The sequence below is a fragment of the Haloechinothrix alba genome (assembly GCF_900188115.1).
Classification (GTDB): Bacteria; Actinomycetota; Actinomycetes; order Mycobacteriales; family Pseudonocardiaceae; genus Haloechinothrix; species Haloechinothrix alba.
Window position 1 is genome coordinate 35039 of sequence record NZ_FZNW01000015.1, and the last position, 22506, is coordinate 57544.

Annotated in this window: 18 protein-coding genes; 14 read left to right on the forward strand and 4 right to left on the reverse strand. The window is 68.6% G+C overall.

Annotated elements, in window-relative coordinates; translation table 11 throughout:
- Positions 1–29: 29 nt before the first annotated feature.
- The 12 genes from nuoE to CHB84_RS23580 all read left to right on the forward strand — a co-directional run bounded on the left by nuoE (position 30) and on the right by CHB84_RS23580 (position 15853).
- Complete coding sequence (gene nuoE / locus CHB84_RS15165; protein WP_245818773.1) at positions 30–782, forward strand: NADH-quinone oxidoreductase subunit NuoE; 753 nt, start codon at positions 30–32, stop codon at positions 780–782.
- A complete protein-coding gene (nuoF, locus tag CHB84_RS15170; protein WP_089302274.1) occupies positions 779–2095 on the forward strand; it encodes an NADH-quinone oxidoreductase subunit NuoF in 1317 nt (438 codons plus the stop codon). The genes nuoE and nuoF overlap by 4 nt, the downstream gene beginning before the upstream one ends.
- Positions 2092–4593, forward strand: coding sequence for an NADH-quinone oxidoreductase subunit G (locus CHB84_RS15175; RefSeq protein WP_089302275.1), 2502 nt, complete (start codon positions 2092–2094; stop codon positions 4591–4593). The genes nuoF and CHB84_RS15175 overlap by 4 nt, the downstream gene beginning before the upstream one ends.
- Positions 4590–5936 (forward strand): NADH-quinone oxidoreductase subunit NuoH, encoded by a 1347-nt coding sequence (nuoH, locus tag CHB84_RS15180; protein ID WP_089302276.1) that lies wholly within the window; start codon positions 4590–4592, stop codon positions 5934–5936. Before CHB84_RS15175 ends, nuoH begins: the two co-directional genes overlap by 4 nt.
- A complete protein-coding gene (gene nuoI / locus CHB84_RS15185) occupies positions 5923–6465 on the forward strand; it encodes an NADH-quinone oxidoreductase subunit NuoI (RefSeq protein WP_089302277.1) in 543 nt (180 codons plus the stop codon). Before nuoH ends, nuoI begins: the two co-directional genes overlap by 14 nt.
- Positions 6462–7355, forward strand: coding sequence for an NADH-quinone oxidoreductase subunit J (locus tag CHB84_RS15190; RefSeq protein WP_089302278.1), 894 nt, complete (start codon positions 6462–6464; stop codon positions 7353–7355). The genes nuoI and CHB84_RS15190 overlap by 4 nt, the downstream gene beginning before the upstream one ends.
- A complete protein-coding gene (gene nuoK / locus CHB84_RS15195) occupies positions 7352–7651 on the forward strand; it encodes an NADH-quinone oxidoreductase subunit NuoK (protein WP_089302279.1) in 300 nt (99 codons plus the stop codon). Before CHB84_RS15190 ends, nuoK begins: the two co-directional genes overlap by 4 nt.
- A gap of 56 nt (positions 7652–7707) precedes the next feature.
- Complete coding sequence (gene nuoL / locus CHB84_RS15200) at positions 7708–9618, forward strand: NADH-quinone oxidoreductase subunit L (protein ID WP_089302280.1); 1911 nt, start codon at positions 7708–7710, stop codon at positions 9616–9618.
- Positions 9615–11171 (forward strand): NADH-quinone oxidoreductase subunit M, encoded by a 1557-nt coding sequence (locus CHB84_RS15205; protein ID WP_089302281.1) that lies wholly within the window; start codon positions 9615–9617, stop codon positions 11169–11171. The genes nuoL and CHB84_RS15205 overlap by 4 nt, the downstream gene beginning before the upstream one ends.
- Positions 11172–11179: 8 nt before the next feature.
- Entirely contained in the window at positions 11180–12787 is a 1608-nt protein-coding gene (gene nuoN / locus CHB84_RS15210; protein WP_089302375.1) for an NADH-quinone oxidoreductase subunit NuoN, read from the forward strand.
- 130 nt (positions 12788–12917) lie between these two features.
- Complete coding sequence (locus CHB84_RS15215; protein ID WP_176439986.1) at positions 12918–13946, forward strand: polyprenyl synthetase family protein; 1029 nt, start codon at positions 12918–12920, stop codon at positions 13944–13946.
- A gap of 188 nt (positions 13947–14134) precedes the next feature.
- On the forward strand, positions 14135–15853 hold the full coding sequence (locus CHB84_RS23580) for a sunset domain-containing protein (protein WP_245818769.1): 1719 nt from the start codon (positions 14135–14137) through the stop codon (positions 15851–15853).
- A 132-nt stretch (positions 15854–15985) separates the two neighbouring features.
- Here CHB84_RS23580 and CHB84_RS15225 read toward each other — a convergent pair whose 3' ends face one another.
- The 4 genes from CHB84_RS15225 to CHB84_RS15240 form a co-directional block, all read right to left on the reverse strand.
- Entirely contained in the window at positions 15986–17050 is a 1065-nt protein-coding gene (locus tag CHB84_RS15225; protein WP_089302282.1) for a 2-oxoacid:ferredoxin oxidoreductase subunit beta, read from the reverse strand.
- Complete coding sequence (locus CHB84_RS15230; protein ID WP_089302283.1) at positions 17047–18954, reverse strand: 2-oxoacid:acceptor oxidoreductase subunit alpha; 1908 nt, start codon at positions 18952–18954, stop codon at positions 17047–17049. Before CHB84_RS15230 ends, CHB84_RS15225 begins: the two co-directional genes overlap by 4 nt.
- A gap of 368 nt (positions 18955–19322) precedes the next feature.
- Positions 19323–20084 carry an enoyl-CoA hydratase gene (locus tag CHB84_RS15235; protein ID WP_089302284.1) on the reverse strand — a complete coding sequence of 254 codons (762 nt, stop codon included), beginning with the start codon at positions 20082–20084 and terminating at the stop codon, positions 19323–19325.
- A complete protein-coding gene (locus CHB84_RS15240; RefSeq protein WP_089302285.1) occupies positions 20081–20560 on the reverse strand; it encodes an Lrp/AsnC family transcriptional regulator in 480 nt (159 codons plus the stop codon). Before CHB84_RS15240 ends, CHB84_RS15235 begins: the two co-directional genes overlap by 4 nt.
- Positions 20561–20634: 74 nt before the next feature.
- On the opposite strand from CHB84_RS15240, the gene ddaH reads away from it, so the two are divergent.
- Together ddaH and htpX are read left to right on the forward strand one after the other, a co-directional pair.
- Entirely contained in the window at positions 20635–21498 is an 864-nt protein-coding gene (gene ddaH, locus CHB84_RS15245; protein WP_245818770.1) for a dimethylargininase, read from the forward strand.
- A 140-nt stretch (positions 21499–21638) separates the two neighbouring features.
- Complete coding sequence (gene htpX / locus CHB84_RS15250; RefSeq protein ID WP_089302286.1) at positions 21639–22493, forward strand: zinc metalloprotease HtpX; 855 nt, start codon at positions 21639–21641, stop codon at positions 22491–22493.
- Positions 22494–22506 lie beyond the last annotated feature (13 nt).

Below are 22506 nucleotides of genomic sequence, written 5' to 3' on the forward strand. Positions count from 1 at the left end.
AGGCGCGGTCAGCCGCGCGGGAACCGTCCGTGGACCCCGCGACCGACCCGTCGGCGGGGGAGGTCTTCGACGCGGACATCCATGCCAAGGCACGCGAGGTCATCGCGCGTTACCCGCAGTCCCGGTCGGCCCTGCTCCCCCTGCTGCACCTGGTGCAGTCGGTGCAGGGCTATGTCAGCCGGGAGGGCATCACCTTCTGCGCGCGGCATCTCGACCTGAGTGAAGCCGAGGTCAGCGGGGTCGTCACGTTCTACACGATGTACAAGCGCCGGCCGTGTGGCCAGCACCTGGTCAGCGTGTGCACCAACACCCTGTGTGCCGCCCTCGGCGGCGACGCGGTGTATCGCAGGCTGTGCGAGCACCTCGGCGAGGAGGGCAGGCCGCTCGGGCACGAGGAGACCGCGGGTACGCCGGGGGAGCAGGGCTCGATCACGATCGAGCACGCCGAGTGCCTCGCGGCATGCGACCTCGCACCAGTGCTCCAGGTGAACTACGAGTACTTCGACAACCAGTCACCGGACAGCGCGGTCGAGCTGGTCGACGCGTTGCGTAACGGGGACAAGCCGGCTCCGACGCGGGGGGCGCCGCTGACGGACTTCCGTTCGGCGGAGCTGCAGCTCGCCGGGTTCTTCCCGGATGACTCCGAACAGTCCCGGTCCGATGTTGATGCGCCGACCGCCGCCGAGGAGACGGTGCGCGGCGCGCGGCTGGCGCAGGATCGTGGCTGGACCGCCCCCGCCATGCCGGACGATGTCGCCCTGCCGGAGGTGGAGCAGAAGTGAGCGATCCGATCACGCCAGTGCTGACCAAGCGGTGGCTCTCGCCGAACTCGTGGCGGCTGTCCACCTACGAGCAGCTCGAAGGCTACACCGCGGTGCGCAAGGCGTTGCGCGGTACGCCGGAACAGCTCGTGTCGCTGATCAAGGAAGCGGGCCTGCGCGGACGTGGAGGTGCCGGGTTCCCCGCAGGCGTGAAGTGGGGCTTCATGCCGAAGGATGAGGAGAAGCCGCACTACCTGGTGATCAACGCGGACGAGGGAGAGCCGGGTACCTGCAAGGACATCCCGCTGATGATGGCCGACCCGCACTCGCTGATCGAGGGCTGCATCATCTCCGCCTACGCGATGCGCGCGCACCGCTGCTTCATCTACGTGCGCGGTGAGGTGCTGCACTGTATGCGCAGGCTCAGCGCGGCGGTGTCCGAGGCCTACGAGGCGGGCTACCTCGGTTCCGACATCCTCGGTTCCGGCTTCGACCTGGACATCACCGTGCACGCCGGGGCAGGCGCGTACATCTGCGGCGAGGAGACCGCGCTGCTGGACTCGCTGGAGGGTCGCAGGGGCGAGCCGCGGCTCAAGCCGCCGTTCCCCGCTGCCTCGGGGCTGTACGCGCAGCCGACGACGGTGAACAACGTGGAGACCATCGCGACGGTCCCGTTCATCGTCAACGGGGGCGTGGACTGGTTCCGTGCGATGGGGACGGAGAAGTCGCCCGGCCCGAAGATCTACTCGATCTCCGGCCATGTGGAGCATCCCGGCCAGTACGAGGCGCCGCTGGGCACCACGCTGCGCGAGCTGCTGGATCTGGCAGGCGGGATGAAGGACGGTATCCCGCTGAAGTTCTGGACGCCGGGTGGCTCGTCCACTCCGCTGTTCACCGCCGAGCACCTCGATGTCCCGCTGGACTTCGAGGGTGCGGCCGAGGCAGGTTCGATGCTCGGCACCACAGCCCTGATGATCTTCAACGAGACGGTGTCCGTGCCGTGGGCAGTCATGAAATGGACGCAGTTCTACCGGCACGAGTCCTGCGGAAAGTGCACGCCGTGCAGGGAAGGGACGTACTGGCTCGCGCAGATCCTCGAGCGGATGGTCGACGGCCGCGGCACCGAGGAGGACATCGAGACGCTGCTCGACGTGTGCGACAACGTGCTCGGCCGGTCCTTCTGCGCGCTCGGTGACGGCGCGGTCAGCCCGATCACCAGCGGAATCCAGTACTTCCGATCCGAGTTCCTCGAGCTGTGCAGGCAGAACGCCACCTCGTCTGCGGCCAGTTCAGGGGGAGACGCCCAATCGGCCTTGGTGGGAGCCCAGTCATGACGATCGCACCCGAGGAACAGCAGACGCAGGTGCCGGAAGGGCATGTCAAGCTGACCATCGACGGGCAGGAGGTCATCGCTCCGGAAGGGGAGCTGGTGATCCGCACCGCCGAACGGATCGGCACCGTTATCCCGCGGTTCTGTGACCATCCCCTGCTCGACCCGGCAGGCGCGTGCCGCCAGTGCCTCGTCGAGGTCGAGGTGAACGGGCGTGCGATGCCCAAACCGCAGGCCTCCTGCACGATCGCGGTCGCGGACGGAATGGTCGTGCAGACCCAGAAGTCCTCCGAGGTCGCGAACAAGGCGCAGGAGGGGGTGATGGAGCTACTGCTCATCAACCACCCGCTGGACTGCCCGATCTGCGACAAGGGTGGCGAGTGCCCGCTGCAGAACCAGGCCATGGCGCACGGCAGGGCGACCTCTCGATTTGTCGACACCAAGCGGACCTTCCCCAAGCCGCTGTCGATCTCCTCGCAGGTGCTGCTCGACCGCGAGCGATGCGTGCAGTGCCAGCGCTGCACGCGCTTTTCCGAGCAGATCGCCGGTGACCCGTTCATCGAGATGCTGGAGCGCGGGCCGAGCCAGCAGGTCGGTACGGCGGAGACCAGCGACATCGTCGACTCCGCCTCGCACACCTCGGCGGGCGAGCCGTTCCAGAGCTACTTCTCTGGCAACACCATCCAGATCTGCCCGGTCGGCGCGCTGACCTCAGCGGAGTACCGCTTCCGCTCCCGCCCGTTCGACCTGGTCTCCGCGCCGAGCGTCTGCGAACACTGCGCCGCGGGGTGTGCCCAGCGCACCGACTTCCGGCGAGGCAAGGTGATGCGCAGGCTGGCCGGGGAGGACCCGGAGGTCAACGAGGAGTGGGACTGCGACAAGGGTCGCTTCGCCTTCCGCTACGCCGCCGCGCGGGACCGGATCCGTAAGCCGCTCGTGCGCGACTCCGGCGACGGCGTGCTGCGGGAGGCGTCGTGGACGGAGGCGCTCCGGGTCACGTCCGAGGCGCTGCTCGGCGCGCGCGCCGGCGCGGGGGTCGGCGTGCTCAGCGGCGGTCGGCTCACCGTCGAGGACGCCTACGCCTATGCCAAGTTCGCGCGTGTGGCACTGGGTACCAATGACATCGACTTCCGCGCCCGCGCCCACTCGGACGAGGAGCTGGAGTTCCTGACCGGCCGCGTGCTCGGGACCTCACCGGGCTCGGCGGTCAGCTACGCCGACATCGAGAAGGCTCCCGCCGTTCTGTGCGTGGCCTTCGAGCCGGAAGAGGAGTCGCCGATCGTGTTCCTGCGGCTGCGCAAGTCGGCGCGGGACCGCGGAACCAGGGTGTTCCACATCGGGCAGTGGGCGACGCCCGCTGTGCGTAAGACCTTCGGTGAGCTGCTCACCTGCGCGCCCGGTGCGGAGGCGGCCGTGCTCGACGGGATCGCCGAGCACGCCAGTGACCTCGACGAGGCACTGCGCACGGACGGCGCGCTCGTGCTGGTCGGCGAGCGGGCCGCTGAGGTCCCCGGACTGTTCGCCGCCGTGGACAGCCTGGTGCGGCGTACCGGGGCGAGGGCGGCGTGGGTGCCCCGGCGTGCCGGGGAGCGTGGCTCGCTCGACGCGGGGGCCGCACCCACGTTGCTGCCGGGTGGCATCCGGTACGACGACGAGCGCGCCAGGAACGAGCTCGAGTCGCTGTGGGGGCTCGAGGGCGGGGCGCTGCCCGCGCGGCGCGGGCGCGACACCGCGGGGATGCTCGCCGCGGCCGCGCGAGGCGAGCTGGACGCTCTCGTCGTGGGCGGGGTGGACCCCGATGACCTGCCGGACCCCGAGGGTGCGCTGCGGGCCCTCCGCGCCGCCGGATTCGTGCTCAGCATCGAGATGCGGCCGAGCCCTGTCACCGAGCTCGCCGACGTGGTCCTGCCGATCGCCCCTGCCGACGAGAAGTCCGGCAGCTACCTCAACTGGGAGGGACGTTCCCGCGGTTTCGAGGTCACCCTCGCCGGTACGGGTGCGCTCCCGGACTGCCGGTTGCTGGACACGCTGGCCGTCGAGATGGACGTCGACCTGTTCACCCAGACGCCTGCCGCGGCCGCCGCGGATCTCGCGAAGGTCTGTGAACTGCGCGGCAGCACGGCCACCGGGCAACCGGTGGAAGCGGGCTCGTCGGCGCGGCGCGAGCTCGGTACGGGGCAGGTGTGGCTCGCGACCTGGCGTGAGCTGATCGACAACGCATCCCTGCAGGTGGACGAGCCCTACCTGGCCGGAACCGCGCGGCGCGCCGTGCTGCGCCTGTCGCCTGCCACGGCGCAGCGTTTCGGTATCGAGCGGGGGAAGCCTGCGAGCGTGCACACCGAGCTCGGTACGTTGACCCTGCCCGCCGAGCTCACGGACATGCCCGATGACGTCGTCTGGGTGCCCGCACGGTCCCCGGTCTCGGTGCGTAGCGCTCTCGGGGCCGGGCACGGTGCCGCGGTCGGGCTCGCGGCGGCGAGTACAGAGGGAGACCGAGGATGAACGCGCTTCTCGCCCAGGCCCCCGAGGAGATGACCCGGGGTGAGGTGCTGGCCAATGACCCGTTGTGGCTGGTGCTGCTGAAGGTCGTCCTGCTGTTCGGTTTCGGCGTGCTCATGACGCTGTTCATGATCGTCTGGGAGCGCAAGGTCGTGGCGCGGATGCAGCACCGTAGCGGGCCGAACCGGGTGGGCCCCGGTGGCTGGCTGCAGTCGCTGGCCGACGGCATCAAGCTCGCGTTCGCCGAGGAGATCATCCCGGCCAACGCCGACAAGAAGGTGTACTTCATCGCGCCGGTGATCTCCGCGGCTACGGCGTTCGCCACCTTCTCGGTGATCCCCTTCGCGCCGCAGGTGGAGATCTTCGGGCACACCACCTACCTGCAACTGATCGACATCCCGGTCGGCGTGCTCGTGGTCCTGGCAGCCTCGGCCATCGGGGTGTACGGCATCGTGCTCGGCGGCTGGGCCTCGGGCTCGCCGTACCCGCTGCTCGGGTCGTTACGGTCGGCGGCGCAGGTGATCTCCTACGAGATCGCGATGGGCCTGTCGCTGGTCGCGGTGATCCTGTACGCCCAGTCGCTGTCCACAGGCGATATCGTCGACGCCCAGGTGGACGGCTGGTTCGCGTTCCTCCTGCTGCCGAGCTTCGTGATCTTCTTGATCTCGATCGTCGGTGAGACCAACAGGGCGCCGTTCGACCTGCCCGAGGCCGAGTCGGAGCTGGTCGGCGGGTTCCACACCGAGTACAGCTCGCTGAAGTTCGCGCTGTTCTTCCTCGCCGAGTACGTGATGATCGTGTCGTTGTCGGCGTTCACCGTGACGCTGTTCCTCGGTGGCTACATGGCGCCGTGGCCGCTGTCGATGATCGGTGACGGGATGCTGAACGAGGGCTGGTGGCCGTTCCTGTGGTTCGTGCTCAAGTGCCTGGTCATCATGTTCCTGTTCATCTGGCTGCGCGGCACCCTGCCGCGGTTCCGCTACGACCAGTTCATGCGGCTCGGCTGGAAGGTGCTCATCCCCGTCAACCTGGCGTGGATCGTGCTGATCGCAGGCATCCGGGCGATCCGGACCGACGCCGAGGTGACCACGAACCAGATCCTGATCTTCGGTGGCGCGGTTATCGCCGTCATCGTGCTGCTGAGCCTGCTGATCCCGGAGAAGCCGGCCCCTGCCGATGACGACCGGGTGCCGGTGACCGGTGGCGACTACCCGGTTCCGCCGCTGGACCTCGAGGTGCCGAAGAAGCCCAAGCGGCGGACCGTGACCGGCTCCGGTGGGCGCAGCAGCAACTCCGAGATCGGCACCGAAGGCCGGAAGGAGGCCGACGACAATGGGAATGTTTGATCCGATCAAGGGCTTCGGGGTCACCTTCTCGACCATGTTCAAGAAGGTGGTGACCGAGCAGTACCCGGAGGAGTTCCACCCCACGGCCCCGCGTTACCGCGCTCGGCACCAGCTCAACCGCCACCCGGACGGCTTGGAGAAATGCGTCGGGTGCGAGCTCTGCGCGTGGGCATGCCCCGCGGACGCGATCTTCGTGGAGGGTGGCGACAACACCGAGGAGGAGCGCTACTCGCCAGGGGAGCGCTACGGCAAGGACTACCAGATCAACTACCTGCGGTGCATCGGCTGCGGGCTGTGCGTCGAGGCATGCCCGACGCGCTCGCTGACGATGATCAACTTCTACGAGCTCGCCGACGACGACCGGCGGAAGCTCATCTACACCAAGGAAGACCTGATGGCTCCGCTGTTGCCGGGTATGGAGGAGCCGCCTCACCCCATGCGGCTCGGCGACGACGAGCAGGACTACTACACCTACGGTCCGGAGCTCGAGCGTGACCGGTCCGGCAAGGACGAGGAGGCACTGCAGTGACGTCGTTCGTCGAGGCGGGCCTCGTGCTGGCCCAGACTCCCGGCCAGGAAGCGGTGACGGCCGGCGAGGCCGCCGCGTTCTGGGTACTCGGTCCGCTGGCCGTCGCGGGCGCGCTCGGCATGGTCTTCGTGCGCAACGCGGTGCACTCCGCGCTGTGGCTCGTGGTCACCATGCTGACGCTCGGCGTGTTCTACCTGATCCAGAACGCCTCGTTCCTCGGCTTCACCCAGATCATCGTCTACACCGGCGCGGTCATGATGCTGTTCCTGTTCGTGCTGATGATGGCCGGAAAGGACAGTTCGGACGCGCTGGTCGAGGCATTGCGTGGTCAACGGCTGGCAGCCGCGGTTTTCGGTGTCGGCTTCGCGGTCTTGCTGTCGGCCGCGCTGGTCCGGTCGCTGCGCGACACGCAGTTCGCCCCGCCGCTGGACCCCACGAGCCCCGAAGGCGGTGGCGCAGGCGGGCTCGGTGAGTTGATCTTCACCGACTACCTGTTCCCGTTCGAGCTCACCGCCGCCCTGTTGATCGTCGCCGGCCTCGCGGGCATCGTGCTCGCCCAGCGTGACAAGCGTGACGAGGGAGTCAAGCGCTCGCAGCGCGAGCTGGTCGAGGCGCGCTTCCGCGGCGAGTACGAGCGGCCTTCCGGCAGGCCGGGGCCCGGCGTGTTCGCCACCGGCAACTCGGTGGCCACGCCTGCGTTACTGCCGGACGGCAGCATCGCGGAGGACTCGCTGTCCGACCTGATCGAGTCGACGCCGACTGCGCGTCGCGTCTCGCCGCCCGGGTGGATGCGTGCGCTGGACAGCGCCGAGCAGGCCGAGGGCGTCCACGGCGACGAGGGCGACGGCGCGGGGCCGAGCACGACCGACGATGAGGGGAGCGAGCGGTGACCCCGGAGTACTACCTGCTGCTGTCGGCGCTGCTTTTCTCCATCGGGGCCGTCGGTGTCCTGGTGCGGCGCAACGCGATCGTGGTGTTCATGTGCATCGAGCTGATGCTGAACTCGGTCAATCTCAGCCTGGTCACCTTCGCCCGGATCGAGGGCACCCTCGACGGTCAGGTCATGGCGTTCTTCGTCATGGTGGTCGCGGCCGCGGAAGTGGTCGTCGGGCTCGCCATCATCATGTCCATCTTCCGTACTCGCAGGTCGGCGTCCATCGACGACACCAACCTGCTGAAGTATTGACCCCGGGGAGTGGGAGTGCTGCCGGAAACGAACGGGAAGACTGTAGGGGTTAGACAGTGATCGCATCATCGTGGCTGCTGGTGGCCTTGCCCGCCCTTGGCGCACTCGTCCTGCTCGCCGGTGGCAAGCGGACGGACGGGTGGGGGCACCTGCTGGGGTGCGCGACGGTCATCGCATCCTTCGCCTACGCACTGGCACTGTTCACCACATTGCTCGGCAGGCAGGCCGCGGACCGCTCGGCCGAGGCGCACCTGTTCTCGTGGATCCCCGTCGGCGAGCTGCAGGTGGACATCGCGCTGCTGATCGATCCGCTGTCGGTGACGTTCGCCCTGCTGATCACCGGTGTGGGCGCGGTGATCCACGTGTACTCGCTCGGCTACATGGGAGACGACCCGGAGCGCAGGAAGTTCTTCGCCTACATGAACCTGTTCGTGGCGGCGATGCTGGTGCTCGTGCTCGGCAACGGGTTCGTCAGCCTGTACCTCGGCTGGGAAGGCGTCGGGCTGGCCTCCTACCTGCTCATCGGTTTCTGGCAGTACAAACCGAGCGCGGCGACCGCTGCGAAGAAGGCCTTCGTCATGAACCGGGTCGGCGACATCGGTCTCGCCGTTGCGATCTTCCTGATGTGGAAACACATCGGCGGAACCTCGTACGCGGAGGTCTTCGCAGGGATCGGCGACGTACCCACCGACGTCGCTCTGGTGATCGCGCTGCTGTTGCTGCTCGGCGCGTGCGGCAAGTCCGGCCAGGTACCGCTGCAGGCGTGGCTGCCGGACGCGATGGAAGGTCCCACGCCGGTCTCCGCGCTGATCCACGCGGCGACGATGGTGACCGCGGGTGTCTACCTCATCGCACGGGCCAACCCGATCTACAACGTGACCCCGACCGGGCAGCTGGTCGTGACCATCATCGGTGCGGTCACCCTGCTGGTCGGAGCGATCATCGGCTGCGCGTACGACGACATCAAGAAGGTGCTCGCCTACTCCACGGTGAGCCAGATCGGGTACATGATGCTCGCTGTCGGGCTCGGCCCGTTCGGCTACGCGCTGGCGATCATGCACCTGCTCACGCACGGCTTCTTCAAGGCGGGTCTGTTCCTCGGCGCGGGCTCGGTCATGCACGGCATGAACGACGAAGTCGACATGCGCAAGTTCGGTGGTCTCTACCGGAAGATGCCCATCACCTTCGTCACCTTCGGACTCGGGTACCTGGCTCTGATCGGGTTCCCGTTCCTGTCCGGCTACTACTCCAAGGACGCCATCATCGACGCGGCCTTCGGCCAGGGCGGTTGGCAGGGCTGGGTCTTCGGCGGCGCCGCGCTGCTCGGCGCAGGTATCACCGCCTTCTACATGACCCGTTTGATGGTGTTGACGTTCTTCGGCAAGCAGCGCTGGGCGGAGCTGACCGACAGCGAGGGACGCGAGTTCCACCCCCACGAGTCGGGCCCGGTCATGACGGTGCCGATGATGCTGCTGGCGGTCGGCTCCGTGGGCGCGGGGTACTTCTTCGTGCAGGGCGAGCGCCTTGTGCACTGGCTGACTCCGTCGCTCGGCGAGCTGGAACACGGCGCCGAGCCGGTGCTCGGCCACGGCACCGTGGTCGCCGCCACGATGACCGCCGTAGCCCTCGGGGTGGTCCTGGCCGTGTTGCTGGTCGCAAGGCCAGAGACCCCGGTCGAGCGCCCAGCACGGGTGAGCGCGGTGGTACAGGCGGCCCGCGCGGATCTCTACGGTAATGCGCTCAATGAGGCGCTGTTCGCGCGTCCCGGTATCTGGCTGTCCAGGGCGCTGGTCTACGTGGACAACAGGGGCGTCGACGGGGTCGTCAACGGCCTCGCGGCCGGGCTCGGCGGCGGTTCCGGGCGGCTGCGCAGGTTGCAAACCGGGTTCGTCCGCTCCTATGCGCTGTCCATGCTTGCCGGAGCCGGTGTGCTCCTCGGCCTGTTGTTGATGGTGAGGTTCGTATGACCTGGCTACTCGCGCTGATCCTGCTGCCACTGGTCGGCGCCGCCGTCGTCGCGGGACTACGCGGTAATGACCGGCTCGCCACGCTGACCGCGCTCGGCTTCTCGCTGGCCACCCTGCTGCTGGTGGTGCCGCTGTGGGCGGGCTACGAGCCGGCAGGTGACCGGATGCAGCAGACCAGCTCTATCGAGTGGATCCCGCAGTTCGGGATCCACTTCGCCTTCGGCATCGACGGGATCGCGCTGGTGATGATCGCCGTGATCGCGTTGCTGGTCCCGCTGGTGATCGGTGTCCTCGGTGTCACGGACAAGCTTCCGGAAGGCCGCAGCGCGGGCGGCTACCTGTCGCTGCTGCTCGTTCAGCAGTCGCTGACCATCGGGGTGTTCGCGGCGACCGACGTGTTCCTGTTCTACGTGCTGTTCGAGGTCATGCTGATCCCGATGTACTTCCTCATCGGGGCCTACGGCGGACCGAACAGGCAGTACGCGGCGGTGAAGTTCTTCCTCTACTCGTTCCTCGGTGGCCTGATCATGCTGGCCTCGGTGATCGGTTCGTACGTGCTGGCCGCCGACGAGCTCGGCGAGGGGACCTTCGACTGGGCCACGCTGGTATCGGTCGTCTCCGAGGCACCGCTGAGTACGCAGGTCTGGCTGTTCCTCGGGTTCTTCCTGGCGTTCGCGGTGAAGGCTCCGCTCGTGCCGCTGCACACGTGGCTGCCGGACGCAGCGGGTCAGGCCCCGATCGGCGTGGCCGTCGTGCTCGTCGGCGTACTCGACAAGGTCGGCACGTTCGGCTTCCTGCGCTACTGCTTGCCGATGTTCCCGGCCGCGAGCGTCGAGCTGGCCCCGCTGGTACTCACCCTGGCCGTGGCAGGCGTGCTGTACGGCTCGGTGCTGGCCGCCGGGCAGCAGGACATGAAGCGGTTCATCGCCTACGTCTCGATCGCGCACTTCGGCTTCATCGCGCTCGGCATCTTCGCCTTCACCGCGCAGGCCCAGGTCGGCTCGGTGACGTACATGGTCAACCACAGCCTGGCCACCGGGATGTTGATCCTGGTGGTGGGAATGGTGATCGCGCGGGGTGGCTCGAGCACGATCTCCGACTACGGTGGTATGGCCAAGCTGACGCCACTGCTCGGCGGCATGATGCTGCTGGCGGGGCTCGCGACCCTGGCACTGCCCGGGACCAACGCCTTCATCAGCGAGTTCCTCGTGCTGCTCGGTGCCTTCGAGACCAGGCCGGTGTTCGCCGTGCTCGCCGTGCTGGGCATGGTGCTCGCGGCGGTGTACGTGCTGTGGCTGTATCAGCGGGTGATGCAGGGTCCCGTGCGTGGGGACGCGCTTGTCGGCGCCGGTGGTGGACCGGGTGCAGTGCAGGCACCGGAAACCGGGGCGCGCAAGGCCGTCCGGGACACATCCCGCAGGGAGCTGGCCGTGCTGGCGCCGCTGGTCGTTCTGATCATCGGCTTGGGCCTGTACCCCAAGCCGGTCGTGGACGTGGTCACTCCGTCGGTCGAGGCGACGCTGAGTGCCGTGCAGGAAGGTGACGAGAGGTGAGGCTCGAGATGTTCGGAGCGCAGGTGACGGCCCTTTCTCCTCCGTCCGTCGACTACACGGCCATGCTGCCCGTGCTGATCGTGCTCGGCGCGGCCGCCGTCGGTGTGCTGCTCGAGGCGTTCGTGCCGCGGCACCTGCGCTGGTCGGTACAGGTCACCGTGAGCCTGGTCGCACTCGCGGGAGCGGGCATCGCTCTCGGCGCCTACGTTCCGGGGGCTCCGGCGCAGGGCGTCACGACCATGGTCGACACCCTGGCGATCGACGCGCCCGCGCTGTTCCTCTGGGGAACGTTGCTCGCCCTGTCCTTCGTGGCGCTGCTGTTCATCGCCGAACGCACGGTGGAGCCGGGTGGCGCGTTCGTGTCCCAGGCCGCGCTGCGTGGCGCCGCAGGCGCCGGCGGGTCGGTGAGCACCCGCGAACCGGAGACGACCGGCGGGCGTGATGGCGCCGCGCCCGCTGACGGCGCGCGCGGGATGCAGACGGAGATCTTCCCACTGACCCTGTTCGCGCTCGGCGGGATGATGACGTTCGTCGCGGCCAACGACCTGCTGACGATGTTCATCGCGCTGGAGGTGCTGAGCCTGCCGCTGTACCTGATGTGCGGGCTCGCCCGCAGGCGCAGGCTGCTGTCCCAGGAGTCCGCCGTCAAGTACTTCCTGCTCGGCGCGTTCGCGAGCGCCTTCTTCCTCTACGGCCTCGCCCTGCTGTACGGCTACGCGGGTTCGGTCCGGCTGGGTGATATCGCCACGGCCGCCGCCGGTAGCGACCGCTCGGACACCCTGCTGTTCGCGGGCTTCGGCCTGCTCGTGGTGGGCTTGCTGTTCAAGGGCTCCGTCGGACCGTTCCACGCCTGGACGCCGGACGTCTACCAGGGCGCTCCGACCTCGGTGACCGGGTTCATGGCCGCGTGCACCAAGGTCGCCGCATTCGGTGCGATGCTGCGGGTGCTGTACGTCGGCTTCGAAGGAGTCAGCTGGGAATGGCGCGGCATCCTGTGGGCCGTGGCGATCGTGTCCATGGCGGTGGGGGCTGTCCTCGGGCTGACGCAGCGTGACGTGAAACGAATGATCGCCTACTCGTCGATCGCGCACGCCGGGTTCCTCGTGATCGGGGTGATGACCCTCAGCGACAGCGGGCTCGCCGCGACGATGTTCTACCTGCTCGCTTACGGCTTCACCACCCTCGCGGCATTCGCGGTGGTCAGCCTGGTCCGGGACGCCGACGGAGAGGCAACCGACCTGTCGTCCTGGGCCGGGCTGGCGAAGCGTTCGCCGCTGATCGCCGGGGTGTTCACCTTCCTGCTGCTCGCGCTCGCCGGGATCCCGCTCACCAGCGGGTTCGTCGGCAAGTTCGTGGTGTTCTCCGCAGCGCTCGGCGAGGGCCTCGCTCCGCTGGTCGTGCTTGCCCTGGTGTTCAGTGCGGTGGCCGCGTTCTACTACCTGCGGGTCGTGGTGGTGATGTACTTCTCCGAGCCGGCTGCCGGCGGGGCGAGCGTCACCGTGCCAGGGGCCTTCACCACCGTCACCATCGCTGCCGGCACCATCGTGACGTTGCTGCTGGGCATCTATCCCGGGTTCGCACTCGAATGGGCCGGGGCAGGCGGATTCGCCTTCTGACCTCGCGGGTGTCCACGTGTGAGCCGGCGACGACGCCGCCGAGGCGCCCGACTAGGCTTGGCGGCGATCGTGGTCCGCTGCTGGAGAGGGCTTAGCCGACGTGTCCGAGTTCGAAGACGCCGCGCGCGAGATGTCCGATCCGTCACTGGGCAGCGGCGCTGTCGCGGAGCTGAAGGCAGCCATCGGTCTGCAGGTCGACGATGAGGGCCTGCTCACCGACCTGGCCAAGGGTCTCGGTGCGGTCGAGTCACGCCTGCGTGACGTGGTCCGCAGCGACGTGCGTTTCGTGCACGACGCGGCGCTGTACCTCGTCGATGCGGGCGGCAAGCGGTTCCGCCCGATGTTCACGTTGCTGGCCAGCCAGTTCGGTAGCGAAGGCCGCGACGACGTGGTGACGGCAGGCGCTGCCGTGGAGCTGGTCCACCTGGCCACGCTTCACCACGACGACGTGATGGACGAGGCGGTCATCCGCCGCGGGGCGCCGAGCGCGAACGCGCGGTGGGACAACACCGTGGCCATCCTCACAGGGGACTTCCTGTTCGCCCACGCGTCGCGCCTGGTCGCAGGCCTCGGCTCGGAGGCCTCCCGGATCATCGCCGAGACGTTCGGTGAGCTCGTCACCGGCCAGATGCGCGAGACTGTGGGAGCCAGGGACGGTGAGGATCCGATCGACCACTACTTGACAGCGATCGGGCAGAAGACGGGTTCGTTGATCGCGACCGCGGGACGGTTCGGCGCGATGCTGTCCGGTGCCCCGCCCGAGCAGGTCGCGGCGTTGCGCCGATTCGGAGAGCTGATCGGCGCGGCGTTCCAAATCTCCGATGACATCATCGACATCGCCTCCCCGTCGGACGAGCTCGGTAAGGCACAAGGGACCGACCTGCGCGAGGGCGTGCGTACGTTGCCGATGCTGTACGCGCTCAACGACGACAGGGAGAACGCGCGGCTCGTCGAGCTGCTGTCGGCCCCGCTGTCCGAGGACGCGTTGATCGGCGAGGCCGTTGAGCTGTTGCGGGACTCCCGTGGCCTCGAGCATGCGCGGGTCACGCTGTCCGGTTACGCTCAGCGAGCACGGTCCGAGCTGGAGGCCCTTCCGGACTCGGCTGCGCGGGCGGCTTGCGAGTCCATAGCCGACTACCTTGTCGCGCGCACCCACTAGTCGGAGCATGATGCGTATGTCGGGTTGTCCGTACCAGGGGCAGGGTGCGAGCGGACCGCTTGCCCCGATCCACCTACCGCGAGCCACCCTTAAGGTGGCCACGTCAGCATGTCAACTCCGGTGGCGTGCCAGCGGCCCCCGTCCGCTGGATGGTGCGTGACCCGCCGGGAAGGGAGACTGTCGGGAGCATGTCCGTCTTTGCGCAAGTCTGGTTGTGGGCACTCGTCGCCTTCCTCATCGGTGTCCTGCTCACCTGGGTACTGCTCGTCCGTCCCGCGCATCAGCGGGTGCGGCAGCTCGAGCGTCACCTGGATGAGGAACGCGAGCGGGACCGGTCGTACGGGCAGAGTGCGCCTGCCGCTACAGGGGGCCGCGATGAGCGCGACGACCCGGTCGACGCCGCGTCCGGTGCGGCGTGGCCGCAACGGGAACCGGGGCAGGAACATCCTCCGCCGCCCGGGGTGGACCAGAGTGTCCGGCACGGCCGTACGTCATGGGTGGAGTCGGACAGCTTCTCGGCGGCACCACCCCGGCGGGTGGATCCCGGGCAGCCGCACCGGGAGCAGCACGCGCGCTTCACGGAGCCGGTGACGCGCCAGCAGTCCCCCCAGCAGTCCCCCCAGCAACAACAACCCTCGCAGCAACCGGGTATGCCCTCGCGCGGGACTCCGGCGCACCGGGAGAACCAGGACGCCGAACGGACTCGTTTCATCGAGCCCCCCGGTTACGGGGACTACGGTGCCGCCGCACCTGCCCCCGCAGACGAGAGCGGGCAGCCCAGGGAGATGACGGATCTCCAGGGCACCGCACCCAGCGAAACCGACTACATCTCGGTGGGCGAGCAGCAGTACGGCGCGGCCGAGCATGCCGGCGCCGAGCGCTTCGCGGCAGGCGAGGAGGTGTACGAGGGCGGCGGCGATGCCGCGTACCCGGCCGGCACGTCGTGGCAGCAGGAGGACGCCGCGTACGCGGGTAGCGAGACGGTGCAGCAGCCACAGGAGGCGACCGGCAGCGAGCTCTTCGCCCCGGACGAGCCCCAGCCGGATTACCTGGGTACCACGTTCGAATCAGAAGCCGAGCCACAGCAGCGGTTCTCCGCGCCCGAGCAGGACGCCGGGCGGCAGTGGTCCGCGCCTGAACAGGGTGCCGAGCGTTGGAGCAGCTCGGACGAGCAGCTGTCGTCTGCCCACGCCGGTGCCGGCGTCGACGAGCTGTCGTCCGCCCACGCCGGTGCCGGCGTCGAGCACGGGTTCGAACGGAGCGCGGAGGACGCGACCGGCTACGGCGCAGAGGAGCGGGCGGGCGAAGCCACGGGGAGCCGGGCGGACGTGGACACGGCGACCGGGGCGGAGGACTCGACCGCGCTGTCGGACCCGTTCTCCGAGCCGTTGGAGACCGATGTGACACCGGACGGCCCGCCGCTGCCGAAGCGCACGCGGGGCGCGAACCACAGCATCCGGGGTGGCTTCGAACCGCCGAAGCCGATCCAGCCGTCGATGCGTCCGGTGGCCAGGAGGGCGCCGCATCCGGAGTCGGCGCAGGCGACCAGCGGGTCGCTGTTCGAGCCCGCCGAGGAATCTCGTGGGCCCCAACGGCAGGACGCCACGCCGGGCGGCAATGACCTGTTCGGCTCCGGGGGACAGGACGCGGCGGGCGCTGCGGCGGCCGAGCAGCCTCCGGGGCAGGTCGGGCAGGACAGCTCGAGTTCATCGGGGCCCTTCGGCCCCGGGTCGGCCATGCCGCTGCCCGGCGGGGGACAACCCGCTCCGGAATATCCCGTCAAGGCGAGCGTGACGGCCCTGCGTTACTGCACGGAGGACTCACCGCAGTACCCACGAATGGTGGCCGAGGTGTGGTTCGCGAGCGCGGCGGATGCCGAACGGGTCGGGTTCCGGCCCCTGGCGTGACCGGAGCCTACTGACCGGGGCCGAGCCTGCTCGGCCCCGGCACGGACACGCGGCGCAGGAGATGCCCGTTCGGGGCCTGCCCAGGGCGGGCCGGGCCGAGCAGGCTGTGCCGACCCAGCCGGCCGGGTCGGCCTAGGACACGGTCCATGTGTCGTTGCCGGTGAGTACGGCTTGCAGGTCGGCGGGCTTGTCGTGGCGTGCTTTGCTGACCTGCTCGCGTGCGGCGTCGTCGTAGGTGGGGCGTTGCACCTGGCGGAAGATCCCGGTGGGGGTGTGGGTCAGGGTCTGGTCGTCCAGGCGGGACAGCGCGAAGGCGTAGGCGGGGTCGTCGATGGTGGGGTCGTGGGTGACGATGTCGGCGGTGGCGACCTCGCTGGTTGCGGCGACCTCGAGTCCGCCGAAGCCGGAGCGGACCACCGCGTACTCGCCTTGTGGGCCGAAGGTGACCGGCTCGCCGGAGCGTAGCGGGATCAACCTGCTGGCTGCTTCGTCCTTGTCCTTGAGGACGTCGAACGCGCCGTCGTTGAAGATGGGGCAGTTCTGGTAGATCTCGACCAGCGCCGAGCCGCGGTGGGCGGCAGCGGCGCCCAGTACCTCGGACAGGCCCTTCTTGTCGGAGTCCAGGGCCCTGCCCACGAAGGTGGCCTCGGCGCCCAGGGCCAGCGAGATCGGGTTGAACGGGGTGTCGACCGAGCCCATCGGGGTGGACTTGGTGACCATGCCCTGGTCGCTGGTGGGGGAGTACTGGCCCTTGGTCAGCCCGTAGATGCGGTTGTTGAACAGCAGGATGGTCAGGTTGACGTTGCGGCGCAGCGTGTGGATCAGGTGGTTGCCGCCGATGGACAGGGCGTCGCCGTCCCCGGTGACGACCCACACCGACAGGTCGGGCCTGCTGGTGGCCAGACCGGTGGCGATCGCGGGGGCGCGGCCGTGGATGGAGTGCATGCCGTAGGTGTTCATGTAGTACGGGAAACGGCTCGAGCAGCCGATCCCGGAGACGAACACGATGTTCTCCCGTTTGAGCCCCAAGCTCGGTAAGAACGACTGCACCGTGTTGAGCACGATGTAGTCACCGCAACCGGGGCACCAGCGCACTTCCTGGTCGGACTTGTAGTCCTTGGCCTTGCCCGGCTCCTCGGTCGTGGGCACATCGTCCAAGCCGCCCAGGGCGGGCAGCCCGAGATCGATCGCGGTCACAGGTGACCCTCCTTGCCGTTGGAGCTGGTGATGATGTCGGTGAAGGTGTCTGCGAGTTCTTCTGCTTTGAAGGGCTGGCCGGCGACCTTGGTGTGGCTGATGATGTCGACCAGGTAGCGCGCGCGCAGCAGCTGGGCGAGCTGGCCGAGGTTCATCTCGGGAAGGACCACGCGGTCGTAGGCGGCCAGTATCTCGCCGAGGTTGGCCGGTAGGGGGTTGAGGTGGCGCAGGTGGACCTGGGCGATCGGCAGGCCCGCGGCTCGCACGCGGCGGCAGGCCGCGCCGATCGGGCCGTAGGTCGAGCCCCATCCGAGAGCGAGCACGCTGGCGTCGCCGGTCGGGTCGTCGACGGTGGCCTCCGGCACGGTGATGCCGTCGATCTTGGCTTGCCGTAGCCGCACCATGCGCTCGTGGTTGTCCGGGTCGTAGGAGATGTTGCCTGCGCCGTCCTGCTTCTCCAGGCCGCCGATGCGGTGTTGCAGGTCCGGGGTGCCGGGCAGGGCCCACTCGCGAGCCAGTGTCTCGGTGTCGCGGACGTAGGGCCAGAACTCGCCGGAGCCGTCGGTGGCGTTGGGCTCGGTGGCGAAGTTCACGCGCAGGTCCGGAAGGGTCTCGACGTTCGGGATCAGCCAGGGTTCGGAGCCGTTGGCGATCGCCCCGTCGGAGAGCAGGAACACCGGGGTGCGGTAGGTCAGCGCGATGCGGGCGGCTTCCAGCGCGGCATCGAAACAGTCGCCCGGTGAGGCCGGCGCCACGATCGGCACGGGGGACTCACCGTTGCGCCCGTGCATCGCCTGCAGCAGGTCGGCCTGCTCGGTCTTGGTCGGCAATCCGGTCGAGGGCCCCCCGCGCTGCACGTCGATCACGATCAGCGGCAGCTCGGTCATCACGCCGAAGCCGACCGTCTCGGACTTCAGGGCCACGCCCGGCCCCGACGTCGAGGTCACGCCCAGCGCGCCGCCGTAGGAGGCGCCGAGTGCCGCGCCGATACTGGCGATCTCGTCCTCGGCCTGGAAGGTGGTCACACCGAAGTTCTTGTGCTTGCTGATCTCGTGCAGCACATCCGAGGCCGGGGTGATCGGGTAGGAGCCGAACATCACCGGAAGCTCGGACTGCTGCCCGGCGGCGAGGATGCCGTAGGCCAGCGCGAGGTTACCGGTGATCTGCCGGTACGTGCCGGACGGCAGCGACGCCGGGGCGACCTCGTAGGTCGTGGCGAACGACTCGGTGGTCTCGCCGTAGTTCCACCCGGCCCGGAACGCCAGCACGTTGGCCTCGGCCAGCACCGGCTTACCCGCGAACTTCTCGCGCAGGAACCGCTCGGTGCCCTCGGTCGGGCGGTGGTACATCCACGACAGCAACCCCAGGGCGAACATGTTCTTGGCGCGCTCGGCGTCCTTCTTGCCCAGGCCCGTGGATTCCAGCGCACCCTTGGTCAGCGTGGACATGGCCACGTGGTGCACGGTGTAGGGCTCGAGCGACTCATCGGACAGCGGGTCGCTCTCGTAACCCACCTTGGTCAGGTTCCGGGAGGTGAACTCGTCGGTGTTGACGATCACCGTTCCGCCGCGCGGCACGTCACCGATGTTGGACTTCAACGCGGCCGGGTTCATCGCCACCAGCACATCCGGCCGGTCGCCGGGTGTGAGGATGTCGTAGTCTGCGAAATGCAGCTGGAACGACGACACACCGGGCAGCGTGCCCTGCGGCGCCCGGATCTCCGCCGGGAAGTTCGGCAACGTCGCCAGGTCATTGCCGAACGCGGCGGCCTCCGAGGTGAACCGATCGCCCGTCAACTGCATACCGTCGCCGGAGTCGCCGGCAAACCGCACCACAACCCGCTCCAGGCGAGTCACCTCAGTGGAACGGCTTGCACGCAGTGCCGTGGAATCATCCGTGGTCATCAGTGAAGAGCTCTCGCTTTCCCGATAGGTGCGGCCTCGCTGCCTCGCGTGTCCCTATCTGCAGTCGTGTCGAGTTCACGGGCGATCGCGCGATGCGTCACCGGCGTCCGGGCGCCGGGCGTATGCGTGTCCGTCCATGATTTGAGGCTAGCTCGCACGGCATTGTTCTGACGAACCGAAGTCCTGCTATTCCACTGCGTGGACGGAACAACTTCGGAGCAGGTCATACCCCACAAGGTTACCTATGGTAACGGCTCTGCCGAGGAAGTCGTGAGTGAGCGCACAGAATCGATAAACAGTGCTTACTCACAAGTTGGTAATTCACTCGAGTCACGTCACCCGAGCTGCCCTCGCGCCCCGCGCCGGGGTCACTTGCCGCTGATGCGTCCCTTGCTCGCGGTGAGTCGTTCGGTGAACTCGGGGGAGGAGATCGACTCGATCTGCGGGGCGATCTCGGTGTCCACGGCCGCCTGGTGCTCGCTGAGCGACCTGGTCGTGCGCATGGTCCGCTTGGTGGTGGTGAGCAGCTCCCGCGGTGCGTCCGCCGCGCCGGAGGCGAGCGAGCAGGCCGCTGCCACGAGCTCGTCGTGCTCGCCGTCGACGGTGCGCAGCACCAACCCGGCTTCCCGTGCCGCGTGCGCGTCCAGCACCTCGCCGAGCAGTGTCATCGCGGTCGCTTGCTGGGGGCCGACCGCGCGTTGCAGCATCCAGGTCATCCCGCCACCCGGGTGAATACCCAGGCGCAGGAACCGTGCGTCGAACCGCGCACGCGGGCCTGCGACACGGATATCGGCGGCGAGCGCCAGGTTGAGCCCGGCACCGACGGCTGCCCCGCCCACCGCGGCGACGGTCGGAAGCGAGCAGTGCGCCACGGCGAGGAAGCCCGCGTAGATCGCCCGCAGCCCCTCCTCGCGTGCCTCACCGAGCGCGGAGAGGTCAGCGCCTGCGCAGAACGCGGGCGGTGCCCCGGTGACCACGACCGCGTACACGTTCTCGTCCTGCTCCGCGGCGGCGACGGCCGACTCCAGCTGCGCCGACAGGTCCAGGGTGAGGGCATTGCGCCGGTCGGGGGCGTCCACGGTGATCACGGCGACCGCGTCACGGTGCTCGGTGGTGACCTGTCCGCTCATGCGTGCCCCTGTTCGTGCGGGTTCGATGTCCGTGCCGACGGTACCGGTGCTCGTTCCAGCAAGGTGGACAGCACCACGGTGGAGACGGTGGACTCCACGATCTCCAGCGCGCGGAGACGTTCGAGGGCCGACTCCATGTGGTGGATGCTCGCTGCGCGCAGGTGCACGATCGCGTCCGCCGCTCCGGAGACGGTGTAGGCCGCGGCGACCTCGGGCAGGCACTCGACCGCACCGCGGATGCGCGCGGGGGAGACGTTTCCCGCGCAGCGCATCTCGACGAAGGCCTCGGTCCCCCAGCCGAGCGCTTCCGGGTCGACCACGGCGGTGAAACCGCGCAGCACCCCCTCGTCGAGCAGCCGGTCGACACGACGTTTGACGGCGGGCGCGGACAACCCGACATCGTGGCCGATCTCGGCGTAGCTGGCGCGCGCATCGCGAACCAGATACGAAACGATTCGCTGATCGAGCTCGTTCATACGCAATATTCTGACCGTAGTGGCGCAATACTTGTCAATTGATCGCCGCAAAACACCCCACTAGATTGGGATGTATGACGGCTGCCCCGATGCCTGTGAGCTACGCGCGCGAACCCGTACCCACGACGCGCCGTTTCCTGATGTGCCCGCCGCGGTACTTCGCGGTGCGTTACGTCATCAACCCGTGGATGAACCCGGACCGTCCGGTGGACGCCGACCGCGCGATGGAGCAGTGGTCGCGGATACGCGCGCACTACATCGCACTCGGGCACAAGGTCGAGGAGATCGAACCGCAGCCGGGGCTTCCCGACATGGTGTTCGCTGCCAACGCCGCGACCGTCCTCGGCGGGACCGTGCTCGGTGCCCGGTTCCGTAACGCCGAGCGCGCCCCGGAGGCCGAGCACTACCGGCGGTGGTTTCTCGCCAACGGTTACCGCGACATCGTCATGCCCACCGCGATCAACGAAGCGGAAGGCGACTTCGTCTGGACCGGCAGGGAGCTGCTGGCCGGTACGGGATTCCGCACCGAGCCGGGGGCCCATGCCGAGGCCCAGGAGGTCCTCGGCGCGCCTGTGGTGTCGCTGCAGCTCGTCGACCCGCACTACTATCACCTCGACACGGCACTGTTCGTGCTCTCGCCTGCCGACGAGTCGGGACAGGCCGTGATCGCCTACTACCCGGACGCGTTCTCCGCGGAGTCGCGCGGGACGCTCGAGCGGATGTTCCCGGACGCGGTCCTCGCAGGGCGCGCCGATGCGGAGGCGTTCGGCCTGAACGCGATCTCGGACGGCCGCACCGTGATCCTGCCCCGTGAGGCCGAGGGGCTGGCGGCGTCCGTCGCCGCACGCGGCTACCAACCGCTCGGCGTCGACATCTCCGAGCTGCGCAAGGCAGGCGGTGGCCCGAAATGCTGCACCCTGGAGCTGCGCGAGGGATGACGATCCGGCCGCGGGTCGGTCGTGTGGTGTGACCGGCATCGCTCCGGCGGCCGCGGCGCGGAACTTCTGCACCACACTCGGTCGTTGGCTGGGCGAAACGCATTCGTCGAGTGCAACGAGGCTGAGTGGGAGGCGCGTAGGTGCACACGCATCGGAACGGGCTCAAGACCGCGCTGCTGCTCGGTCTGATGAGTGCGCTGATCGTCGGCATCAGCTGGCTGATCGGTGGTCAGGGAGCGCTGCTGATCGGCATGGTGCTCGCGCTGGCGATGAACGGCTACGCCTACTTCAACTCCGACAAGCTCGCGCTGCGGGCGATGCGTGCACGGCCGGTGTCCGAGGCCGAGCAGCCTGCGATGTACCGCATCGTGCGCGAGCTGTCCAGCGCATCCAGGCAGCCGATGCCACGGCTGTATGTCAGCCCTACGAGGGCGCCGAACGCGTTCGCCACCGGCCGCAACCCGCGGAACTCGGCGGTGTGCTGCACGCAGGGAATCCTGGAGATACTCGACGAGCGGGAGCTGCGTGCCGTTCTCGGGCACGAGCTCTGTCACGTGTACAACAGGGACATCTTGATCTCCAGCGTGGCCGGGGCGCTGGCCAGCGTGGTGACCGTGCTGTCCTACATCGCGATGTTCGCCGGAGGACGCAACGGCGGCAACCCGCTGCTCGGGCTCCTGCTCGTCTTCATCGGGCCGCTGGCAGCCGGCATCGTGAAGATGGCAGTCAGCAGGTCACGGGAGTACCAGGCGGATGCGTCGGGTGCCGAGCTGACCGGTGACCCGCTCGCACTGGCGTCGGCGCTGCGCAAGCTGGAACGTGGCACGCGGGCCGCGCCGTTGAGCCCGGACCCCGGTGTGGTGTCCCAGTCACACCTGATGATCGCCAACCCGTTCCGCGCCGGTGAGTCGTTCTCCCGGCTGTTCGCGTCGCATCCGCCGATGGCGGACCGGGTGCGGCGGTTGGAGGGTATGGCCGGGCGCCGTTCCCGCTGAGCCGCGCGCGCGA